The following is a 20266-nucleotide window of genomic DNA, read 5'->3' as shown; positions in this document are numbered from 1 at the left end:
CCCGGTCCCGTCGTCCCCCATACCGTCGCTCCAGACCCATGACTGATGTCATCACCCTTGGCTGGCGCGAACGGCTCGCACTTCCGTCGCTCGGCGTCTCCGTCCTCAAGGCCAAACTCGACACGGGCGCGCGTTCTTCGTCGCTGCACGTGGAGTGGCTCGAAGTGGACGAGCGCGCCGACGGATCATGGCTGCGTTTTCAGGTCCGCACGACCCGCCGCGGCGGTCTGTCCGAACCTTGCGAGGCCAGGGCCACGGGGCGGCGCACGGTCACCGACTCGGGCGGCCACCGGACCACGCGCTGGTTCATCGAGGCCGAGATCGAACTGGCCGGCCAGCGATTCCTTGCGGAGGTCAACCTGACCGACCGCCGACACATGCTGTTTCCTCTTCTGCTCGGCCGGACCGCGCTCTTCGGGCGCTTTCTGGTCGATCCCGCGCTTTCCTATTCGCAGACGCCGCGCCGCGTCGTCCGGGACCATCCATGAAGCTCACCATCCTGTCGCGCAACGCGCGGCTGTACTCGACGCAGCGGCTCGTGGAGGCCGCGCGCAAACGCCGCCATACGGTGCGCGTGATCGATCCCTTGCGTTGCTACATGAGCATTTCGCCGGGGTCGTTCGCCATTCACTTCAAGGGCAAGCCGCTGGGGCCCGTGGACTGCGTGATCCCGCGGATCGGCGCCTCCAGCACCTTCTACGGTACGGCGGTGCTGCGCCAGCTTGAGCTCATGGGCGTGTACTCGCCGAACCCGTCGGACGCCGTGCTGCGCGCGCGCGACAAGTTGCGCAGCCTGCAGCTGCTGGCCTCCCGCGGCATCGACATGCCGCTGACCGCCTTCGGCGACAACCCGGACGATACCTCCGACCTGCTGGCGATGCTGGGTGACCCCCCGCACATCATCAAGCTCAACGAAGGCACGCAGGGCGCCGGCGTGGTGCTCGCCGAGAAGCGCTCGGCCTCGCAGAGCGTGATCGAGGCCTTCCGTGGCCTCTACGCCAACTTCCTGGTCCAGGAGTTCATCCGCGAGGCCAACGGCAGCGACCTGCGCTGCTTCGTCGTCGGTAACGAAGTGGTGGCGTCGATGCAGCGCTCCTCGGCACCGGGTGAGTTCCGGGCCAATCTGCACCGGGGCGGCTCGGCCGCCCAGGTCGAGCTGTCCGACGATGAGCGACGGGTGGCGATCGAGGCGGCGTCGGCCCTGGGCCTGGAGGTGGCGGGCGTCGATCTGCTGCGCTCGTCCCGTGGTCCGCTCCTGCTGGAGGTCAACGCTTCGCCCGGCCTCGAAGGCATCGAGGGCAGCACCGGCGTGGACGTGGCCGGTGCGATCATCGCCCACTGCGAGCAGCGCCTGGCCTCGCGTCCGGTCACGCCCAAAGCTCGCAAGCCCAAGGCGCCCAAGGGATTAACAGCGATTTAAACGCCGGTCCCCTATAAAGGTCCCACTGTGATTCCGCGACGCGGGGTGACGGTATCGGGGCAGTAGTTCTTTCGGCCCGGGCGGTTTTTCCGCCCGGGCCTCTCTTTTAGTGCTGTCCGCTTCACGGAATCCCCGTTAAGCTTGCTGTCGCAATAATCATAAGATTCCAAAAGCGACCGCCCAACGGAGTGCCGCATGCGCGTCCTGGTCATCGAAGACAACACCGACATCGCGACGAACATCGGGGATTACCTCGAAGACCGCGGCCATGTGGTCGATTTCGCCGGCGACGGCGTGACCGGCCTGCATCTCGCCGTGGTCCACGACTTCGACGTCATCGTGCTGGATCTCACCCTGCCGGGCATGGATGGCCTGGATGTCGCCAAGAAATTGCGCCACGAGGCGCACAAGCAGACCCCGGTCCTGATGCTGACCGCACGCGACTCGCTGGAGCACAAGCTCACCGGCTTCGAGTCCGGCGCGGACGACTACATGACCAAGCCGTTCGCCTTGCAGGAACTGGCGGCACGCCTTGAGGTCCTGGCCCGTCGCGGCAAGGGTCCGCAGAGTCGCGTCCTCAAGGTCGGCGGCCTGACGTACAACCTCGACACCCTCACGGTCAGTCGTGAAGGCAAGTCGATCCAGCTCAACCCGATCGGCCTCAAGCTTTTGCAGGCGTTGATGGAGGCCAGCCCGTCCGTGGTGACGCGCCAGGATCTCGAACAGCGCGTGTGGGGCGAAGAACTCCCCGATTCCGATTCCCTGCGTGTGCACATCCATGGCCTGCGTGCGGCGATCGACAAACCCTTCGAAAAACCGTTGATCCACACGCGTCACGGTATTGGCTATCGCATGGTCGATCCGGATGCGGTCCAGACGTAAGCTTCGTTTCCGCCTGGTAGTCACCTTCACGCTGTTCGGTCTTGGGCTGAGCGCTCTTTTCGCGTACGCGGCGATCAACATCCGTACGCGCGTCGAAGAGCAGCTGATCAACTCCGCCTTGCAGGACGAGGTCGATTCGCTCAATGCCAAGGTGCGAGCGAATCCGGACAAGCGTCCCGAGATCGAAATCGTCAAGGCCGCCACGTACAGCGACCGGACGATCTACAAGGCTCCTCTGACCTGGCAGCCTCTGGAAACCGGCGTGCACGATCTCTATGAGACCGGCCCTGACGGTAAGCCGCGGCATTACAAGGTCGGCGTCCGTCACGAGCAGGGCATCATCAGCTTCGTGCAGTTCGACGTGTCGCGTGACGAGCTGGGCAAGCGGCAGCTCGTGATCAGCGTGATCGCCGCGGTGTTTCTGTTCGGCCTGTTCTCGCTCGTGCTCGGCGTGTGGTTGTCCTCGCGCGTGTTGCGCCCCGTGACCGATCTGGCGAAGCGTTTGCGTGATTTCCGTCGTGTCGGCAAAGCCGAGGCGCTGGCGCCGCATTTCGCCGACGACGAAGTCGGTGAGCTGGCCGTCGCGCTCGATGAATACGCCATGCGTCTGACCTCGGTGGTCGAGCGCGATCGTGAGTTCAACTCCGACGTCAGTCATGAGCTGCGCACGCCGCTTGCCGTGATTGCCAGCACCACCGAGCTGCTGCAGGGCTCGCCGGACATGACCGACAAGTTGCGCGAGCGCCTCAAGCGCATCGAGCGCGCCTCGCGTCAGGCGACGGAACTGATCGAGGCCTTGTTGCTCCTGTCGCGCGCAGAGCGCCGGGGCCCCACGCGTGGCGAGACCACCGACGTGGCCAGGGTTGCGTCCGATGTGATCGAGAGCCAGCGCCCGCAGATGGGCGGCAAGCCGATCGAGATCGAGCTGGTGTCCGACGGCAGCGTCACGGTGAATGCGCCGGCCTCGGTCCTCTCGGTCGCACTCACCAACCTGATCGGCAACGCGATCAAGTACACGATGGAAGGCAAGGTCACGGTGCGCGTGCTCGACGGCCGCGTCGATGTGATCGATACGGGCCCGGGCATCAAGCCGGAGGACGCCGAGAAGCTGTTCCAGCGCGGTATCCGCGGCGAGAGCGCGACGGGCGGCGGTGCGGGCCTTGGCCTGGCCATCGTGCGTCGTCTGTGCGAACTCTACGGCTGGGACGTCTCGTTGCGTCCGCGCCCCGACATGGCGGGCGCCATCTCGACGATCGATTTCCGCTAAGTTGCACAACGGTCACGATTCCGTCTAGGGGCGACAGTCAATGAAGAAGTTAGCACTTTTTTAACAGAATCTTTTTGAGCCCGCGCCTGACGTGATGTCGGCCTGTGATGACTCGATAGTTACGCAAGCCCGTCGAGTACTGTCGTGCGTAGGGACTTCAGTAAAGAGGCCGATATAGATACGCTGCCTTTCGCTGACCGATACGCGGCTACGGTATCTTCTGTTTCGGCCGATTGAGCGTAGACTTTAAGCCGTGGTAGCAGCGCTGCAATTTGAGGAGGCACCCGATGACGGCCACTAAAAAGAACCTCGAAGGTAAGGGATACTTCGTGTCGACGAAGAATTCATACGTCCGATTCGAGGGCAATGGCATGTCGGTCGACATGGAGAAATTTCTCAAGACAAAGGAGGGGCTTGAGCGGTTCCGCGAGTTGACGAACTCCGCGTTTGCGCAAAAAAAGGCTGCGTCCCGTCTGGTTCGGGCAAAAAAATAGCGTACGAACAGGCAGGAAGCCATGCCATTCAATCAGTTGATCTTGCCGCTCTTGGGCGGCTATATTTTCGTCAATCACACCTATCTTTGCTGCTACTGGGCGTCGCGGCATCCGAAAGAACACATGTTGTTTCTGTCGGCGGTGGCGGGAGCTTTTCTTCTAGTAGTTGCCCGCGTCATATCGTATTTTGTCGCACTTACCGATATCGGCCGTCGTTCTTCGATCGTCTTACATGACGTGATTCCTTTCCCTGGAATCGGCACGGCCATACTTGCCTTTTTTTTGGGTTTCGTTTTCCGATCTTGGTTCAATCGAACTTGGACAAAGGCGCGGGCACCTTTATGGCTTTACGCGGCAGGACAATTCAACAAGCTTGAGGAAGTCCTCTTCCACAGTGCGTATCCAGTGAGTCCCAGCGACAGAGAACGCCGCCATCCATGGAGGCAACTGATCTTGGGGCTGTTTGCCTGGCATAAAGTTCAGAAGTTGGTATCCAAAGCTCTTCCAGGCGTTGTTTCCGAATCAACTAACTACGCTGTGAATACAGATCGCGCCGATCCTGAGCCGGTAATGCTTTGCTTGAAGAATCGTAAGGTTTACGTCGGTTATATTCAGTTCGCGCTGCCTATGCGGGCAGAAGTGAAATCGTATCTCACCATGCTTCCTGCCTGGAGCGGGTACAGAGACAAGGACACACTGGGCGTCGTACCAACGACAAATTATCAAGCGACCTACGACTACATTGATGGCTCGACCAATGGCGGTTATCGCTTGGATCTCAATCGGTTTATCAAAACAGTATGCATCGATGATGTGGAATCGGCAAATCTGTTCGATGAGGATGCGTTTGCATCATTCTCGATTCCCGACGACGCACCGTCCGAGGCTCCCAAGGGTGAAGACAACGACTTGTCGTGAACTTCCAATAGGTGTTTGCTACGTATCAGTTTTGATACAGAGTGAGTGCTGTAACCAAAGCTGTCACTAAGCTTTCATTTTTCTGTCCGAGTATCCAGGGCTTCACGGCACGTGATGGGCGGCCCTCAGGGGAGGTGCTTGCCGCAGCGTGCCCGCGCAAGTAAGGATGCCGTCCCTTGTTCAAGCACACCGTTCTGGCCGTCGCCCTCGGCATGGCCTTCGCTTCCGCTGCTTACGCGTCGGATACCGATACCACGTCATCGACCGATACGACTGGCACCGCCAGCAAACGTGAGAAGGCACAGGACCTCGATACCGTATCCGTCATCGGTACCGGTGAGACACGCCAGGTGCAGCGCTTGCGCACGGCCGATCAGAAGGCGCTGCCGCCTGGCACCAGCCTGCAAAAGGTGCTGAACACGCTGCCAGGCGTGAATGCGCAGTCGGCCGATGCCCTGGGTACGAACGAGCAGTCGATGACGCTGAGCCTGCGAGGCTTCAGCGGCACGCGCCTCGGCTACACGCTGGATGGCCTGCCCCTCGGTGACAGTGCCTACAACAACTACAACGGTCTCTCGATCAACCGCGCGCTGATCTCCGAGAACTTCGCCGGTGCCGAACTCTCCGAAGGTATCGGCAATCTCGGCACGCCGTCGACGAGCAATCTGGGCGGTACCATCGCTTACAGCTCGAACGATCCGCTGAAGACGATGGGCGGCCGCGTGTCGCAGACCATCGGCAGTGACGCCAACCGCCGTACGTACGCGCGCTTCGACACAGGCGAGTACAACGGGTTCTCGATGTACCTCTCGGGCGCGCGCACCACGTCGGACCTCTGGAACAACCAGAGCGCGTACAACGGGTCGACGACGAAGCAGTTCAACGGCAAGGCGGTGTGGGACTTCGACTGGGCACGCTTCACCGGCTTCGCCGATACGTCGCGCACCTCGCAGGCGGACTACTTCTACCTGTCGAAGAGCGAGCTGGCGCGTGGCCTCGGCTACGACTGGGGCGGCTCGGCCCCGAACTGGCAGCGTGCGCTCGGCAAGGCCTACTGCAACGCCGCCACGTTCAACGCCAGCCGTTGCGACCGCAGCGGCGCGGATACGGATGCGGACGGCGCGTTTACGGCGGGCCAGATCCTGCGTAGCGACGACCTCTATTACCTCGCCGGCGATTTCTTTCCCAGCGACTCCGTGACCATCCATGCGCAGGTCTATCACCACGAGGATGCGGGTGAGGGGCATAACTGGAACAGCGGTACGTACTCGTATCCGGGCACATCACGGCAGTTGCCGATCATCTTCCGCAACACGCTGTACACCATCAACCGCTCGGGGGCGATTCTTTCCGCCGCGTGGGACTTCGCCAACCATCACCTCGAAGGCGGTGTCTGGTACGAGCACAACGTCTCCAGCGCGTCGCGCTACAGCAGCTACGTGACGGGTCCGCGCGACCTCAGCGCACCTGTCGATACACAGCCCGACCTGGGTGTGTTCGATCAGCGGACCGTGTGGAATACGCGTCAGGCCTTCCTTCAGGACACGATGCGCTTCCTCGACGATGCTCTGACCGTCGACGTCGGCGTAAAAAGCCCCCACGTCACGTCGGACGCGCACGCACTTCCGGGCGAGGCGAAAACGCCGATCAACCCAGCGTCGAACAACCAGTTCGCCACGGGCAAGCTCAGTGCAAGCAAGGCGTTGCTGCCGCAGTTCGGTACGCGCTACAAGCTGGCAGAGGGCCAGGAAGTGTTCGCCAGCTTCTCGAAGAACATCGCCATGTTCCAGGGTGGCTTCAAGCTGGGCCCGCAGGCGGTCAGTCAGTCGATCTGGAACAGTCAGGGCGATCTGAAGCCCGAGAAGTCGCGCAGCCTGGAGGCGGGCTACCGCCTGGAGCGCGACGATTTCGCCGCGTCGCTGGCGGCGTACAACGTGCGTTTCGACAATCGTCTCCTTCAGTACAATCCGTGCGACTCGCGTCAGCCGGTCGGTCCCACCTGCGGTAACCGCTTCTACAACGTGGGCGGGGTGAACAGCCGCGGTGTCGAAGCCACCTTTGTCTGGCAGCCGACCAGCAACCTGCGCTGGTACAACTCCGCGTCGTATAACCGCTCGACCTACGCCGGCGACTACACGCAGGCGGGCGTCGTGCAGCACACCCGCGGCAAGATCCAGACCGATACGCCGACCAAGCTCTTCGCGACGCAGATCGACTGGAATCAGGGCCCCTGGTTCGCCTCGCTGCGTGGCAAGTACACCGGTGAGCGCTTCTACACCTACACCAACGATCAGGGCTTCGGTGGCTTCACCACGTGGGACGTCTCAGCCGGTTACGACTTTGGCGCGTTCTCGGTGGCGAAAGACATTCGCCTGACGCTCAACGTGACCAACCTGACCGACAAGCGCTACGCGAGCAACCTGGATTCGAGCGCCTTCGTGTCCAGCGACCCGGCCGGTACGGCCTACGTGTTCCACGCTTCGGCGCCCCGCCAGCTCTTCGCGACGCTGGACGTGCGCTTCTGATGCGTCGTCTGATCGCCGGAATCGTTGCCACGGCTCTGTACGGCGGGGCGCTGGCACAAACCCTCGAAGTGCGTGTGCCCGACCTGGCCTCGACGCCACTGCCTCGCAGCGTCGACGTCGGCGGCACGACTTACGTCGATCGGGGGCTGGCCGCCGCCGGGTCGCTTCCGGCGGGGACGATCGATTTCCTCGGCGACACGCTGGGGTCGTTCTCGTCGCTCTCGATCGAGCCAGGCACATGGAAGCGGGAAGGCGATACGTACACCGGCGTGCTGTGGACCTTGCCCGACCGGGGGCGTAACGACCCCGAGCACAACGTCTTCTTCGATTATCGCGGGCGCCTGCATCGGTTCCGCTTCACGATGACGCTCCCGTCGACCGACGGCGCCGACTCCGGGACGGGCACGGTCTCCTTCGCCGTCGATGGCGGTCGCGAGTTGCGCGATTTCACTGGCAAGCCGTTCACGGGTGCCGAGCCTGCCGGGGGCCTGCGCAAGGAGCACGGCATCGTGTTGCCGTCGCCGGAGAAAGGGATCGGCGCCGGGAAAATCTCGCTCGATGCGGAATCGTTGCAGTTCACCCGCGACGGCGGCTTCTACATCGGCGACGAATACGCGGCCAACGTCTACCGCTTCGACAGGCAGGGCAAGCTGACGGGGATCATCGTGCCGCCGAAGGCGGTGCGTCCGATCGATGTGCAGGGTCGGCCCGATTTCACGTCGCTGATGCCGCCGGCCTCGGGGCGGCGCAACAATCAGGGTGTCGAGGGCATGGCACTGTCACCGGATGGCACGCGCCTCTTCGTCGTCTTGCAGAGTGCGCTCGTGCAGGACAGCGCGCCCGGCGATGCTTCCGGGCGCACGCTGACCCGCGTACTCGTTTATGACGTCAGCCACTCGGCGGTACCGAAATCACCCGTCGGCCACTATGTCGTTCGCCTGCCTTCCTACGACGACACCGGGCATGGAGGGGCTCCCAACCGGACGGCCGCGCAGAGCGAGATCCGTGTGCTGGACGATCACCGCTTCCTGATGCTCGCGCGCGACGGCAGTGGGTACGGTGCGGACGGCGGCAGGCCCATCGTCTTCAAGAGCGTGCTGCTGGTCGATACAACGGGTGCCAGTAACCTCGCCGGCACCCTCTACGAGACGGGCACGGCTTCCGTGCTGGGCGAGGGCGGTGTGTTGCGTGCCGACATTCGCGCGCTTACGTGGAAGCCATTCATCAACCTGCTCGATCCGGCGGACCTCGCACGCTTCGGTCTGGGCATCCATGCCGGCGAGTCGGGCAAGGCGCAGATCTCGGAGAAGTGGGAAGCGATGGACCTCGTTCCCGCGCTCGACGCGTCGCATCCGGACGACTGGTTCCTGCTGGTCGGCAACGATAACGACTTCATCGCGAAGCACTGCGTCATGGATGGCCAGCGCTGCGATTCCGACATCGATAACGACAATCGCATCCTCGTGTACCGGCTGACGTTGCCGGGCATGCGTTCCAACACCGCTCCTCACCACAAGTAAGGGTCACGCGCATGATGAAACGTACGGTTCTCTCGCTGCTCTCGGCGAGCCTCCTGCTGGGCTCCGTCGCCAGCCACGCCAATACCCCGGCCTACGTCGACAGCAAGGAGTACAAGGTGCTGATCGACCCCTCGCGCTTCGCGAGCAATCCATCGACGGCTGCGGCGACGCTGCTGCAGAACCTCTCGACGCGTCTCAGTGCGCTCGGCTTCGATAAGACCGTCACCGGAAACTTCAGCGCCGGCGACCGCGATACGCTGGCTTATTACGACACGGCGAAAAGCTGTTCGCTGATGAAGGCCGGCTACTCGGTCCGCACGCGCGCCGGCGACCACTCGGATATCCAGTTCAAGTTCCGTCACCCCGACGAAGAGCTCTCCTACTGGACCGACGTCTCCGGCGCGGGCAAGAACAAGTCGACGAAGCTGGAAACCGATGTGACGCCCGGTAGTCTGGTGCTCGCGCACTCGACCAAGCAGGACGCGACGACGACGCCGGCTACGGTGGCGGATCTCATCAAGCAGTTCCCTGGTGCCTCGGCGCTGTCGTCGCTTTCGTCGTCGACGCTGTCGAAGGTGGCCGGCGTGACGGTGACGCAGCAGGAATACGACGGTCCGGAATCGGATCTCGGACAGTCGAAGGCGGAGTTCGCACTGACCCTGTGGTATATCGACGGTGCGGCGACGCCCGCACTGGCCGAGCTGTCGTTCCGCGTCGAAGCGGACGAGGACAAGTACTTCACCACGCCGGTGTTGCAGCGCTCGCAGGTGCTGAACACCGCACTGGGTTCGATCGGTAACAACTGGAACATCGCCAACGATGGCGGCAAGACGAGCTGGCTGTACGCCTATCGCTCGTCCTCGTTCCCGAACGGCTTCTGCAACTGAAGAAAATCGCGCGCAAGGCGCGCTCCTGCAAGGGTAGGAGCGCGCCTTGCGCGCGACGCATCAAAGCTTCTCGAGCCAGCCCCAGCGATCGGCCGTCTTGCCGCTGAAGAGGCCGAAGAAGAGCTCCTGCAGGCGACGCGTGACCGGGCCGGCCTTGCCGGTGCCGATCTTCTTGCCGTCGACCGAGCGGATCGGCGTGACTTCGGCGGCGGTACCGCACATGAGGATCTCGTCGGCGAGGTACAGGTACTCGCGCGGCAGGTCCCGTTCGATCACGTCGATGCCTTCCTCGCGTGCGAGGGTCATCAGCGTGTGGCGGGTGATACCGGTGAGGATGGAGGCACTGGCGGGCGTCGTATGCAGCGCACCGTCGAACACCAGGAACAGGTTCTCACCGGCGCCTTCGCTGAGCAGGCCCGACGAGGCGAGCGCGATGCCTTCGCCGAAGCCGAGGCGACGCGCTTCACGCGCGATCAGCTGACCCGACAGATAGTTGCCGCCGGCTTTGGCGCCTGCCGGAATCGTGTTGGGTGCGAAACGCTGCCAGCTGGAAACGCAGGCGTCGATGCCGTTTTCGAGCGCCTCGGGTCCGAGGTAGGGGCCCATCGGCCAGGTCGCCACGGCGACGTCGGTCGGGCAGTCGGCAGACAGCCCGAAACCACCCAGGCCGCGGAAGGCCACCGGACGGAGGTAGGCGGCGCGAAGATCGTTCTTCTTGACGACGTCGCGGCAGGCGGCGGCCAGTTCGTCGATCGGGTACGGAATCTCGATATCGTAGATTTTCGCCGAGAGATACAGGCGCTTGAGATGATCCGTAAGGCGGAAGATGGCCGCGCCATCCGGCGTCTCATAGCTGCGGATACCCTCGAACACCGAGGATCCGTAGTGCAGCGCGTGGGCCATGACATGGACAGTGGCATCGCGCCAGGGCTTGATCTGCCCGTTCTGCCAGATCCATTCGGGGTAGTTCTGCGACATGTGAGCGCTCCGGAGGGGACCGCTCATGATAGCGGGTGGCGGCCCTGGTCACATGGCGCGTTGCGTCAGTACGCGCCCGGAGGGCTCAGGCGGGTGGCCGCAGCCACAGGCAACCCGCGTCGCGCACCACGTCGAAATGTGCCCGGCGGGTGGATGCGTGGGCCCCGGGCGATGAGGTCACGGCGTCGATGCCGCTGGCTTCGTTGCCCTCGAGTGCGACCAGCGGTTGCCGGATGAGCGACTCGATCCCGCGGATGCCATCGACGGCGCCCTGGCTCGAACCATTCCAGAGAATCAGGCCGCCGATGCGGTTGGCATTGCGGGTCGCAAACGCCTGACTTATCCCCTGGCGCAGGTCCGCCAGGTTTTTCGCGCAGAGCAGCCCGGCCGACGGGCCGGACGGGCCGGCCGCCGAATCGCCCGCGGTCGAGGCGAAGGCAGGGGCATTGGCAGGCGGCAGCACGGATGTCGCGCCGATGCTCGCGCAGGGCTGGTCACTGAACGCGGGACGCCCGTCGGCGCCGACGCAACGGTGAATCTCCGTCTGCGCCGAAGCGGGGAGGGCGATCGGAAGCAGGGCCAGCAGAAGGAGGGCGCGGATCACGGCAGGCACGCATGGTCGGGGTGCGCCATCATCGGTGACGGCGACTCCACGGAGGGTGACGGCGAGCACGCTATCGGGAGCCGCCGCCCCGGTTTGGTAGAGTAGGCGCTTCTCAAGCCCCCCACCGAGTCCATGGCCCAGCGCTCCCCCGACGCCACGCGTCTGCCGATTTCCGTCTGCGTCATCGCGCAGAATGAAGCCGATCGCATCGTCGCCTGCCTGACCTCGGCGTCGTTCTGCGACGATCTGGTCGTGGTGGATGGCGGCTCGACCGACGACACGGTGGCCCTCGCGGAGTCCGCGGGGGCCCGGGTGATTCATCGCCCCTTCGACGGGTTTCGCACGCAGAAGGACTTTGCCGTCGCTGCCGCCCGGCACGAATGGGTCCTGTGCCTGGATGCCGACGAGTGCGTCGACCCTGGCCTGCGTGCGGCCATGGAGAAACGTTTTGCCGAGGGCTTCGGCGATACGGCCGCCTTTCGCATCGTTCGCCGCAACCGCTTCCTCGGCAAGGTGATGAAGTACGGCAATGCGGGCTCGGATCGTGTCGTGCGCCTTTTCGACCGCCGTAAGGCCGGCTGGCACGGCGCGCGGGAGATTCACGAATCCGTCGTCGTCAGGGGCGAGACGCGCGCCATCGACGGTTGGCTGGATCACGATCCATACCGCTCGCTGTCGGCGATGCTTGCCAAGCAGGAACGCTACGCGCACCTGATGGCGGAAGAAGCCTTCGCGAAAAACAAGCGCACCGGGCTCGCGCAGATCGTGTTGAGTCCGATGTTCCGTTTCCTCAAAGGCTACGTCTTCCGCGGCGGCTTTCTCGACGGGTGGCGCGGTCTTGTCTACGCGCTGCTTCGTGTCGAGTACGTGCGCCGCAAATATCTCAAGCAGTATCTGCTGCAGAAAGGTTTCAAGCCCTGAGGATCAGGCCGGGAACAGCGACGCACGGTCGCGCCACGCCTTGTAACGTCTGACCAGATTGAGCGGCTTGCGGTGCAGTTTCGCCTTGCCGGCGGCGATCATCGCATCCGTCGCGTCGAGCACGCGTTCGCTGGAGCGGCCATCGCGGTAGGGATGGATGTCGTCACCATGGGCCTGGATCGCCGCCATCAGTGTCGGCGGCTTCGAAAGCGCGAGATCGATGGCCGCGTCCACGTCGTCGGGGGTGGCAACGTCAAGCATGAAAGGCTCGGGCCGACGGTTGGCGATGGTGACGACGGGTTTGTTCTGTACCGCGAATTCGTGGATCACCGACGACGTGTCGCACACGAGCATGTCGGCGGCGCGCTCCATATCGACCAGGCGTTCCGAGTCCATGAAGCGCGCATTGGAGGCCTCGAGCGCCTGGTAGGCACGGATCAGCCCGGGATCCGACTTGGGGTGAAGCGTCAGCAACCACTGGCGGTCGTTACGCGCGATGAGTGTGCGCAGCGTGTCGAGCATCGCCGGTGCGCAGCTCAGTCGGTGGCTGAACGTCGAAGCGAACATGATGAGTGGCCGTGCGTCGCGCTCGATCGGATCGGCCACGTTCCCGGCGAACAAGGGATCGAGTTTGGGCCAGCCGGTTTCGACCACTGCGAAATGGCCGTGTTCTCTGGCGAGCGCTTCGAACGGAAGCGTGGTCGCCGGGCCTTGCGTCGTATACAGGTCGAAAAACCCACGAATGGCGAAATGCCCGCGGTCGGGCTCACGCTTGTTGGCGTTGAAACCGTGGAATACCTGGACCTTGAGACCGGGGACACCGGGGGGCGCCCAGTTCGCCGCGCAGAATGTCGCATCCGGCGAAAAGGCGCGTATGTCGGCCATGTTGCGCAGGCGCTGCTCATCGACGGTCAGTCGCTGCGCCACCGCGTCGGTCACCAGCCAGCGAACCTGGACGCCACGCGCCACCGCCGCCGCAGCCAGTGGCCTCAGGATCGGCAAGGCATAGGTTTCGGTGGCGAACATGACGCATGCGCGCATGTCTGGGCTCCTGGAGGGGTCGGCGTTTTGGCGGATGACGAGTATAGAAGACAGCGCTAAGTGATGAGCCAGGCGTTCCGTGGGCGAAATCCTACATGTCGCGGTGCATTGACTCTGCGTTCGGCTTCGCGCACCATTTCGGCACCCCCCCGTCGGTCTCGGTCGCCGGGTCGCACGCCACCCATCGAGGTGGCGTTGCCTTTTCTAAGGAATGGAAATTGCGGACTGCGATCTACGTGGACGGGTTTAACCTGTTCCATCGCCTGCTTGAGGGCAAGGCAAATGTGAAGTGGCTCGATTTATTCGCGTTGGCGCGTGCCTGCCTTCGCAACGAGAACGACGTTACGATGATTCATTACTTTACGGCCCGCGTAACGGGCACCGAAACCGACCCCGATCAGCCAAGCCGGCAAGACGTATATCTGCGAGCCTTGCTCGCCCGCGGCGTGCACGTGCATTACGGAACGTTTCGGCAAAGACAAAAACGCGCCAGGTTGGTCGAACCTTCGGACAACGGCGAGTCAACTCACGTCAGAATCTGGACGCGCGAAGAGAAAGGCTCGGACGTTAATCTCGCGGTGCACATGTTGCACGATGCCTGGAACGATGAGTACGACTGTGCTGTCGTACTGTCGAATGACTCCGATCTGGCGGAAGCCCTGCGCCTGGTGCGTTCGCTGGGAAAGGTCGTCGGCATCTTGTGTCCGGTGGCGGGCGGACCTGCAAAAGATCTGCAGATGCATGCGGATTTTGTCCGCCCCATTCGTTCAGTGCATTTGCTCAGGTCACAGTTTCCGAGCGCCATCCGACTGCCCGGCGGCAGCGAAATTCGCTGTCCCTCACGGTGGTATTCGAGTCCGGCGGCGCAGGCGACGACTTAAAGGCGATCGAGTACCGACGTCGTCGCGCGCGCGCGGTTGATCGTGTAGAAGTGCAAACCCGGCGCGCCGCCTTCGAGCAGTCGACGGCAAAGCTCCGCGACCACATCGGCGCCGAGCTCGCGCACCGCGGCGGCATCGTCGCCATGCGCCTGCATGCGCTTGACGATCCAGCGGGGAATCTCCGCGCCGCACTGCTCCGAGAACCGACGCAGCTGGCTGAAGTTCGCGATCGGCATGATGCCCGGAACGACCGGCACCTTGACGCCGAGGCGGGTCACGTCGTCGACGAAACGAAAGTACGCGTCGGCATTGAAGAAGTACTGCGTGATGGCGCCGTCCGCGCCTGCGTCCACCTTGGTCTTGAAATGGCGAAGGTCGGCCAGGGCGTTCTCGGCCTGGGGATGGGTTTCGGGGTAGGCGGCGACTTCGATGTGGAAATGATCGCCGCTGTGTTCGCGGATGAAGCCGACCAGTTCCGCCGCGTAGCGAAAGTCGCCGGGCGTCGCCATGCCTGAGGGCAGGTCGCCGCGCAGCGCAACGATGCGACGGCAGCCTGATGCCTTGTACGTATCCAGCAGCGCGCCGATTTCCGCCTTCGTCCCGCCCATGCAGGAGAGGTGAGGGGCCACCGAGAGCCCGTGATCCGCACGCAGCCGCTTCACCGTGTCGTCGGTGTAGCTGAGCGTCGAGCCGCCCGCGCCGAACGTCACGGACACGTAGTCCGGCCCGCGTCCCTTGAGACGGGTGACCGCGGCGTCGAGCTGCTCGCGCTGTTCGTCGGTCTTGGGCGGGAAAAACTCGAAGCTGATGGCCGGCATGGACGCGGATCCCTGAAAGGTGTTCCGAGTATATATCTTTCCATCCAGATGGAAAGATGGCTAAATCGCCGTTGCAGCCGCGTTCAAGCGTTTCCTCCTACAACGGAGCCTCCCCCAAGGAGGCAAACCATGCTCGCATTGCTCGCGATGACCGCCCTCGCCGCCGCTCCCGCAACCGTCCCTGCATCCCCCTGCCGCGCGGAAACGCTGGCGCTGAGAACGGACGGCGAGAACGGCAACTTCGACGGCATGTCGCACGGCGGCACCCGTCTGATCGTGCGCAATACGGGCTCCTCCGACTGCCTGCTGCCGGGACTGCCGACGGTGATCTTCCTGGACGCCGACGGGAAGACCCTCGCCACGGAGCGTAAGGCGCCGGCTGGGATGCATCCCGGTCCGGTGGTGCTGCCGGTACGCCTGGCGCCCGGCGCGGAAGCCTCGACGCCGTTGCGTTGGGTCAGTGGCGAGGTCTACGACGACAGCCGCTGTGTGTCGATCGCCCGGGTGCGCGTGCGCTACGGTGCGAAGGCGCTCGTGGAGGGTCCGGCGAGTGGTCGCATCTGTGCGCCGGGCGATGCGCCGGCGGCGGTCGAGCAGCCGCCCCTGTCGCTGACGAAATAAAAAAAAGGCGCCCCTCGCGGGGCGCCTTCGTCGTTTGCGATAACGCAGCCGATCAGTAGCGGTAGTGATCCGGCTTGTACGGACCTTCGACCGGCACACCGATGTAATCGGCCTGGTCCTGAGTCAGCACGGTCAGCTTCACACCGATCTGCGCAAGGTGCAGGCGGGCGACTTCCTCGTCGAGCTTCTTGGGCAGGCGATACACCGTCTTCTCGTAGGTGTCCTTGTTCTTCCACAGGTCGATCTGCGCCAGCGTCTGATTGGAGAAGCTGTTCGACATGACGAAGCTCGGATGGCCGTGGGCGCAACCGAGGTTGACCAGGCGGCCTTCGGCCAGCATGTAGATGCTGTTGCCCTTGGCGAAGGTGTAGCGGTCGACCTGCGGCTTGATCGTCTCGCGGGTGACGTCCTTCGCGCCGTTCAGGCGATCCATCTGGATCTCGTTGTCGAAGTGGCCGATGTTGCAGACCAGGGCGTTGTTCTTCATCGCCGCCATGTGCTCGAGCGTGATGATGTCCTTGTTGCCCGTGGTGGTGACATAGATGTCGCCAAGGCCGAGGGTGTCTTCGATCGTGGTGACCTGAAAACCTTCCATCGCGGCCTGGAGGGCGTTGATCGGATCGATTTCGGTCACGATGACGCGAGCGCCGAAGCCCTTCAGCGAGTGCGCGCAGCCCTTGCCCACGTCACCGTAGCCGCAGACGACCGCGACCTTGCCGGCGACCATCAGGTCGGTGGCGCGCTTGATGCCATCGGCCAGCGACTCGCGGCAACCGTAGAGGTTGTCGAACTTGCTCTTGGTGACCGAGTCGTTGACGTTGATGGCCGGGACCAGCAGCTTGCCGGCTTCGGCCAGCTGGTACAGGCGATGCACGCCGGTGGTGGTCTCTTCGGAGACACCGCGCCATTCGGCGGCGACCTTCTTGAACCAGCCCGGACGCGCGGCGGCGGTCTTCTTGACCAGGTCCTTGATGACCTGCTCTTCGTGGTTGCCGCTCGGGGTGTTGACCCAGTCGCTGCCGTCTTCGAGCTCGACGCCCTTGTGGATGAAGAGCGTGGCGTCGCCACCGTCGTCGACGATGAGCTGCGGGCCGAGCTCACCCGGGTGGGTCAGCATGTCGAGAGTGCACTCCCAGTACTCTTCCAGCGACTCGCCCTTCCAGGCGAACACCGGCATGCCACCGTCGGCAAGGGCCGCGGCGACGTCGTCCTGGGTCGAGAAGATGTTGCAGGAGGCCCAGCGCACCGAGGCGCCGAGTTCGCGCAGGGTCTCGGCGAGGACGGCGGTTTCCTTGGTGACATGCAGCGAGCCCGAAAGGCGGACGCCCTTGAGCGGCTTCTCGCTGGCGTAGCGGGCGCGGATCTGCATCAGGCCCGGCATTTCCTCTTCGGCCATGCGGATGCGACGGCGGCCGAGGGCGGCCTGCGAGATATCGCGGACCTTGAAGTCGTCGGCATCGTTGATCTTGGTAACGGCGTTCATCTGGCGTAGCTCCGGAAGTTTCACGGGGGCGCCGTTTGGTGGGACGCCGCGCCGAGCCTGGCCTATGGGTCGGACCCATGGTCGCAGCGCCCCTCGGCGGGCAAAACGGTTTCCCGATTATATCGCGGAATCCGAATGCAGGGATGAACACATCTTTTTAGGTACTCTCAGGGTTTCGACCCCACGTGAGACTCCGATGGAAGCTGCGCGCGATCCGGAATTCCTGCCCCATGACGACCCCCTCCGCGAGGACGTGCGCCGACTGGGCGCCCTCGTCGGTCAGATGCTGGCGGAGCAGGGCGGCCAGCCCTTCTTCGACCGCGTCGAGCACGTGCGCACCACCGCGATCCACCGCCGCCGCAGCGGCGCCGCGGTAGATGCTCTGGCCGACCCGCTGACGGGCCTCGACCCGGCCGACGCCGAATCCCTGGCGCGTGCCTTCGCCACCTACTTCCAGGCGGTCAATACCGCCGAGCGCGTGCACCGTATCCGTCGCCGCCGCGACTATCAGCGCGAGGGCGGTGCGCCCCAGCCCGAATCGCTTGCCGCCGTGCTGGCCCGCCTGAAAGAGGATGGCGTGAGCCGCGACGAACTGCGTGCCTTGCTGGACCGTCTCGATGTCGAGCCGGTATTCACCGCCCACCCGACGGAAGCGGTGCGCCGTTCGCTGCTCGAGAAGGAGCAGGAGATCGTCCGTGCGCTGGTCGACGAGTTCGATCCCACGCGTACCCCGCAGGAACGACGCGATGACGATGCGCGCATCCTGATGGCGTTGTCGTCGGGCTGGCAGACGGCGGAAGCGTCGCCGGTCCGCCCCAGCGTGCAGGACGAGTTCGATCATGTCGGCTTCTACATCGCGCGGCCGATATACCGCGTGCTGCCGGCCCTGTACGAATCGCTCCAGCAGGCGATCGACGAGACCTACGGCGAAGGTGTGACCCTTCCACGCGTGCTTCGCTTCGCCACCTGGGTAGGCGGCGACATGGACGGCAATCCCAACGTCAACGCCGAGACCATCGCCGCGACGCTGTCCGCGCAGCGCGCGCTGGTCCTCGAGCGCTATCTGGAGGACGTGGCGGCGCTCGGTCGCCTGCTCAGCCAGACCGACGATCGCGTGACGCTCGACGATACGCTGGTGCGTCGTCTGGAGACATATCGCGAGGACCTGCCCGAGGCCGCGGCGAGGATCCGTCCGCGCCACGCGGATATGCCGTATCGCACCTTTCTCGCCTTCGTCGCGGCGCGACTCGAAGCGACGCTGCACGAACAGGCGCAGTCGTACCCCGATGCGGACGCCTTCATCGACGATATCGCGCTGATCGAAAAGAGCCTGGTTCAGCACGACGGCAGGCACGCGGGTGCGTATGCCGTCGGCCGCCTGCTCTGGCGTGCGCGGACGTTCGGTTTCCATCTCGCGCGTCTGGATGTGCGCCAGGACGCGCGCGTGCATGACGAAGCCCTGTCGGCTCTGCTCGACGATGCGGACTGGTCGGGTCGCGATACCGATGCGCGGGTGAAAGCCCTGCGTCCGTACGCGGCGGGTGAGCGCAGCTTCGTCGCCGGCGAGGACCATGAAGCCGCGGGCATGCTGCGTGACGTGTTTGCGACGCTGGCCGATTCGCGCACGCGCTACGGTACCGAAGCGACCGGCCTGTACATCATCAGCATGGCCGAAACCGCGGCGGACGTACTTGCCGTACTCGCGCTGGCACGCCGTGGTGGCCTGCTCGAAGACGGTCGCGTGCCGCTCGACGTCGCACCCCTGTTCGAGACCATCGACGACCTCGCCGGTGGCGCGACCACGTTGCAGGCACTGCTGGACGATCCCGTCTATCGTGCCCATCTGAAGGCACGCGGCGATCGCCAGTGGGTGATGCTCGGTTACTCCGACAGCGGCAAGGACGGCGGTACGGTCGCCTCCAAGTGGAGCCTGCAGCGTGCGCAGGTCGAACTGCTCGACGTCGCCGCGAGGGCGGGTATCCGGATCGGGTTTTTCCACGGTCGTGGCGGTTCGGCCAGCCGGGGTGGGTCGCGCATCACGCCCGCTCTGATGGCGTCCCCTCGCGGCTCGGTCGGTGGCGTGTTGCGCGTTACCGAGCAGGGCGAGGTCATCCACCGCAAGTACGGCATTCGCGCGCTCGCGGTGCGCAATCTCGAGCAGACGCTCGGTGCGGTCATGCGTGCCTCGCTGCGGCCGCGTGAGACCGAAGCGCGCGAGGCCGGGTGGAAGGACGTCATGGCCCGTCTGTCGGACGAGAGCCGTAAGGCGTACCGCGCCTTCGTGGACACGGAGGGCTTCGTCGATTACTTCCGCGGTGCCACGCCCATCGACGTCATCGAGCGCATGACGCTCGGGTCGCGTCCGGCGCGTCGTCGCAGCATGAAGGGCGTGGAGGATCTGCGCGCCATTCCCTGGGTCTTTTCGTGGACGCAGTGCCGTGCGGTGCTCACCGGCTGGTATGGCCTCGGTGGCGCGCTCGATGTGGTGGCGAAGGAGTGCGGCGAAGAGGCGCTGGTCCATATGGCCCGCGAGTGGCCGTTTTTCTCGACCATGCTGGATGACGTCGAGATGGTGCTGGCCAAGGCCGACATCGACATCGCCGAAGCGTTCTCGCAGCTGGCCGGGCCGCTCCACGAACGGTTCTTCCCCATGATCCGCGCCGAGTTCGAGCGGACCGTGGCCTGGGTGCTGAAGCTCAAGGGCGCCTCGGAGTTGCTGGCCGGCGATCCCCGTCTGGCGACCTCGATCCGTCTGCGCAACCCGTACGTGGATCCGATGAGCCTTCTGCAGGTCGATCTGCTGCGTCGCTGGCGTGCCACCGAAGGCAAGGACGATGCGTTGCTCAACGCACTCGTGGCCTGCGTCAACGGCGTGTCGCAGGGTCTGCAGAACACCGGTTGAGGCCAGATCTCCGGGATTGAGATTAAAGTCTCGAAATAACTTGCCGAAAACGGGTGCGAGCGGCATCCGTGGGGTGTCGCTGACCAATTCCGGGGCAGGGCACC

At 64.2% G+C, this 20266-nt stretch carries 18 protein-coding genes and 1 riboswitch; of the genes, 13 read left to right on the top strand and 5 right to left on the bottom strand.

Features of this window, described 5'->3' with window-relative positions; all coding sequences use genetic code 11:
* The first annotated feature begins 38 nt into the window (after positions 1–38).
* From BLT40_RS09000 to BLT40_RS08960, 9 genes are all read left to right on the top strand, one after another.
* Complete coding sequence (locus BLT40_RS09000; RefSeq protein WP_090352721.1) at positions 39–488, top strand: ATP-dependent zinc protease family protein; 450 nt, start codon at positions 39–41, stop codon at positions 486–488.
* On the top strand, positions 485–1420 hold the full coding sequence (rimK, locus tag BLT40_RS08995; RefSeq protein ID WP_051943297.1) for a 30S ribosomal protein S6--L-glutamate ligase: 936 nt from the start codon (positions 485–487) through the stop codon (positions 1418–1420). Before BLT40_RS09000 ends, rimK begins: the two co-directional genes overlap by 4 nt.
* Positions 1421–1615: 195 nt before the next feature.
* On the top strand, positions 1616–2302 hold the full coding sequence (locus tag BLT40_RS08990; RefSeq protein ID WP_036110317.1) for a response regulator transcription factor: 687 nt from the start codon (positions 1616–1618) through the stop codon (positions 2300–2302).
* Positions 2286–3569, top strand: a complete 1284-nt coding sequence (locus tag BLT40_RS08985; protein WP_036110319.1) for a sensor histidine kinase — start codon at positions 2286–2288, stop codon at positions 3567–3569. Before BLT40_RS08990 ends, BLT40_RS08985 begins: the two co-directional genes overlap by 17 nt.
* Positions 3570–3856: 287 nt before the next feature.
* Positions 3857–4063 (top strand): hypothetical protein, encoded by a 207-nt coding sequence (locus tag BLT40_RS08980; RefSeq protein ID WP_079520450.1) that lies wholly within the window; start codon positions 3857–3859, stop codon positions 4061–4063.
* Positions 4064–4084: 21 nt separating this feature from the next.
* The gene (locus BLT40_RS19955; protein ID WP_139382629.1) at positions 4085–4981 is read left to right on the top strand and encodes a hypothetical protein; all 897 of its coding nucleotides are present in this window, start codon (positions 4085–4087) and stop codon (positions 4979–4981) included.
* Positions 4982–5193: 212 nt separating this feature from the next.
* On the top strand, positions 5194–7506 hold the full coding sequence (locus tag BLT40_RS08970) for a TonB-dependent receptor (protein WP_090353840.1): 2313 nt from the start codon (positions 5194–5196) through the stop codon (positions 7504–7506).
* Positions 7506–9026, top strand: a complete 1521-nt coding sequence (locus BLT40_RS08965; RefSeq protein WP_090352720.1) for an esterase-like activity of phytase family protein — start codon at positions 7506–7508, stop codon at positions 9024–9026. The genes BLT40_RS08970 and BLT40_RS08965 overlap by 1 nt, the downstream gene beginning before the upstream one ends.
* Positions 9027–9037: 11 nt before the next feature.
* Positions 9038–9913, top strand: coding sequence for a hypothetical protein (locus BLT40_RS08960; protein WP_079520452.1), 876 nt, complete (start codon positions 9038–9040; stop codon positions 9911–9913).
* A gap of 60 nt (positions 9914–9973) precedes the next feature.
* Here the strand turns inward: BLT40_RS08960 and BLT40_RS08955 are convergent, their stop codons facing one another.
* Together BLT40_RS08955 and BLT40_RS20265 are read right to left on the bottom strand one after the other, a co-directional pair.
* Complete coding sequence (locus tag BLT40_RS08955; protein ID WP_036110328.1) at positions 9974–10891, bottom strand: branched-chain amino acid transaminase; 918 nt, start codon at positions 10889–10891, stop codon at positions 9974–9976.
* An 85-nt stretch (positions 10892–10976) separates the two neighbouring features.
* The gene (locus BLT40_RS20265) at positions 10977–11495 is read right to left on the bottom strand and encodes a DUF4124 domain-containing protein (RefSeq protein ID WP_079520453.1); all 519 of its coding nucleotides are present in this window, start codon (positions 11493–11495) and stop codon (positions 10977–10979) included.
* A gap of 132 nt (positions 11496–11627) precedes the next feature.
* Between BLT40_RS20265 and BLT40_RS08945 the strand changes: the two genes are divergently transcribed.
* Positions 11628–12416 (top strand): glycosyltransferase family 2 protein, encoded by a 789-nt coding sequence (locus BLT40_RS08945; RefSeq protein WP_090352719.1) that lies wholly within the window; start codon positions 11628–11630, stop codon positions 12414–12416.
* A gap of 3 nt (positions 12417–12419) precedes the next feature.
* Here the strand turns inward: BLT40_RS08945 and BLT40_RS08940 are convergent, their stop codons facing one another.
* Entirely contained in the window at positions 12420–13457 is a 1038-nt protein-coding gene (locus BLT40_RS08940) for a CDP-glycerol glycerophosphotransferase family protein (RefSeq protein WP_079520454.1), read from the bottom strand.
* Between the two features lie 95 nt (positions 13458–13552).
* On the opposite strand from BLT40_RS08940, the gene BLT40_RS08935 reads away from it, so the two are divergent.
* Positions 13553–14338, top strand: coding sequence for an NYN domain-containing protein (locus tag BLT40_RS08935; RefSeq protein ID WP_090352718.1), 786 nt, complete (start codon positions 13553–13555; stop codon positions 14336–14338).
* Here BLT40_RS08935 and metF read toward each other — a convergent pair.
* The gene (metF, locus tag BLT40_RS08930; protein ID WP_090352717.1) at positions 14335–15156 is read right to left on the bottom strand and encodes a methylenetetrahydrofolate reductase [NAD(P)H]; all 822 of its coding nucleotides are present in this window, start codon (positions 15154–15156) and stop codon (positions 14335–14337) included. The genes BLT40_RS08935 and metF overlap by 4 nt on opposite strands.
* A gap of 129 nt (positions 15157–15285) precedes the next feature.
* Between metF and BLT40_RS08925 the strand changes: the two genes are divergently transcribed.
* Positions 15286–15777, top strand: a complete 492-nt coding sequence (locus BLT40_RS08925; protein ID WP_176809132.1) for a DUF4232 domain-containing protein — start codon at positions 15286–15288, stop codon at positions 15775–15777.
* A 52-nt stretch (positions 15778–15829) separates the two neighbouring features.
* Here BLT40_RS08925 and ahcY read toward each other — a convergent pair whose 3' ends face one another.
* Complete coding sequence (gene ahcY, locus BLT40_RS08920) at positions 15830–17260, bottom strand: adenosylhomocysteinase (RefSeq protein ID WP_079520458.1); 1431 nt, start codon at positions 17258–17260, stop codon at positions 15830–15832.
* Positions 17261–17279: 19 nt separating this feature from the next.
* Positions 17280–17361, bottom strand: a riboswitch (S-adenosyl-L-homocysteine riboswitch).
* A 95-nt stretch (positions 17362–17456) separates the two neighbouring features.
* On the opposite strand from ahcY, the gene ppc reads away from it, so the two are divergent.
* Entirely contained in the window at positions 17457–20162 is a 2706-nt protein-coding gene (gene ppc / locus BLT40_RS08915; RefSeq protein ID WP_090352715.1) for a phosphoenolpyruvate carboxylase, read from the top strand.
* Positions 20163–20266 lie beyond the last annotated feature (104 nt).

Origin of the sequence: Dyella sp. 333MFSha (assembly GCF_900102405.1) — a bacterium.
In the GTDB taxonomy this organism is placed as follows: domain Bacteria; phylum Pseudomonadota; class Gammaproteobacteria; order Xanthomonadales; family Rhodanobacteraceae; genus Luteibacter; species Luteibacter mycovicinus.
Note: the sequence above shows the minus strand (reverse complement) of the source record. Positions and strands in the feature narration are given on the sequence as shown.

Coding starts and splice junctions, on each gene's coding strand:
- BLT40_RS09000 (WP_090352721.1), top strand. CDS start 39: ATGACTGATGTCATCACCCTTGGCTGGCGCGAACGGCTCGCACTTCCG.
- rimK (WP_051943297.1), top strand. CDS start 485: ATGAAGCTCACCATCCTGTCGCGCAACGCGCGGCTGTACTCGACGCAG.
- BLT40_RS08990 (WP_036110317.1), top strand. CDS start 1,616: ATGCGCGTCCTGGTCATCGAAGACAACACCGACATCGCGACGAACATC.
- BLT40_RS08985 (WP_036110319.1), top strand. CDS start 2,286: ATGCGGTCCAGACGTAAGCTTCGTTTCCGCCTGGTAGTCACCTTCACG.
- BLT40_RS08980 (WP_079520450.1), top strand. CDS start 3,857: ATGACGGCCACTAAAAAGAACCTCGAAGGTAAGGGATACTTCGTGTCG.
- BLT40_RS19955 (WP_139382629.1), top strand. CDS start 4,085: ATGCCATTCAATCAGTTGATCTTGCCGCTCTTGGGCGGCTATATTTTC.
- BLT40_RS08970 (WP_090353840.1), top strand. CDS start 5,194: ATGGCCTTCGCTTCCGCTGCTTACGCGTCGGATACCGATACCACGTCA.
- BLT40_RS08965 (WP_090352720.1), top strand. CDS start 7,506: ATGCGTCGTCTGATCGCCGGAATCGTTGCCACGGCTCTGTACGGCGGG.
- BLT40_RS08960 (WP_079520452.1), top strand. CDS start 9,038: ATGATGAAACGTACGGTTCTCTCGCTGCTCTCGGCGAGCCTCCTGCTG.
- BLT40_RS08955 (WP_036110328.1), bottom strand. CDS start 10,891: ATGTCGCAGAACTACCCCGAATGGATCTGGCAGAACGGGCAGATCAAG.
- BLT40_RS08945 (WP_090352719.1), top strand. CDS start 11,628: ATGGCCCAGCGCTCCCCCGACGCCACGCGTCTGCCGATTTCCGTCTGC.
- BLT40_RS08940 (WP_079520454.1), bottom strand. CDS start 13,457: ATGCGCGCATGCGTCATGTTCGCCACCGAAACCTATGCCTTGCCGATC.
- BLT40_RS08935 (WP_090352718.1), top strand. CDS start 13,553: ATGTCGCGGTGCATTGACTCTGCGTTCGGCTTCGCGCACCATTTCGGC.
- metF (WP_090352717.1), bottom strand. CDS start 15,156: ATGCCGGCCATCAGCTTCGAGTTTTTCCCGCCCAAGACCGACGAACAG.
- BLT40_RS08925 (WP_176809132.1), top strand. CDS start 15,286: ATGCTCGCATTGCTCGCGATGACCGCCCTCGCCGCCGCTCCCGCAACC.
- ahcY (WP_079520458.1), bottom strand. CDS start 17,260: ATGAACGCCGTTACCAAGATCAACGATGCCGACGACTTCAAGGTCCGC.
- ppc (WP_090352715.1), top strand. CDS start 17,457: ATGGAAGCTGCGCGCGATCCGGAATTCCTGCCCCATGACGACCCCCTC.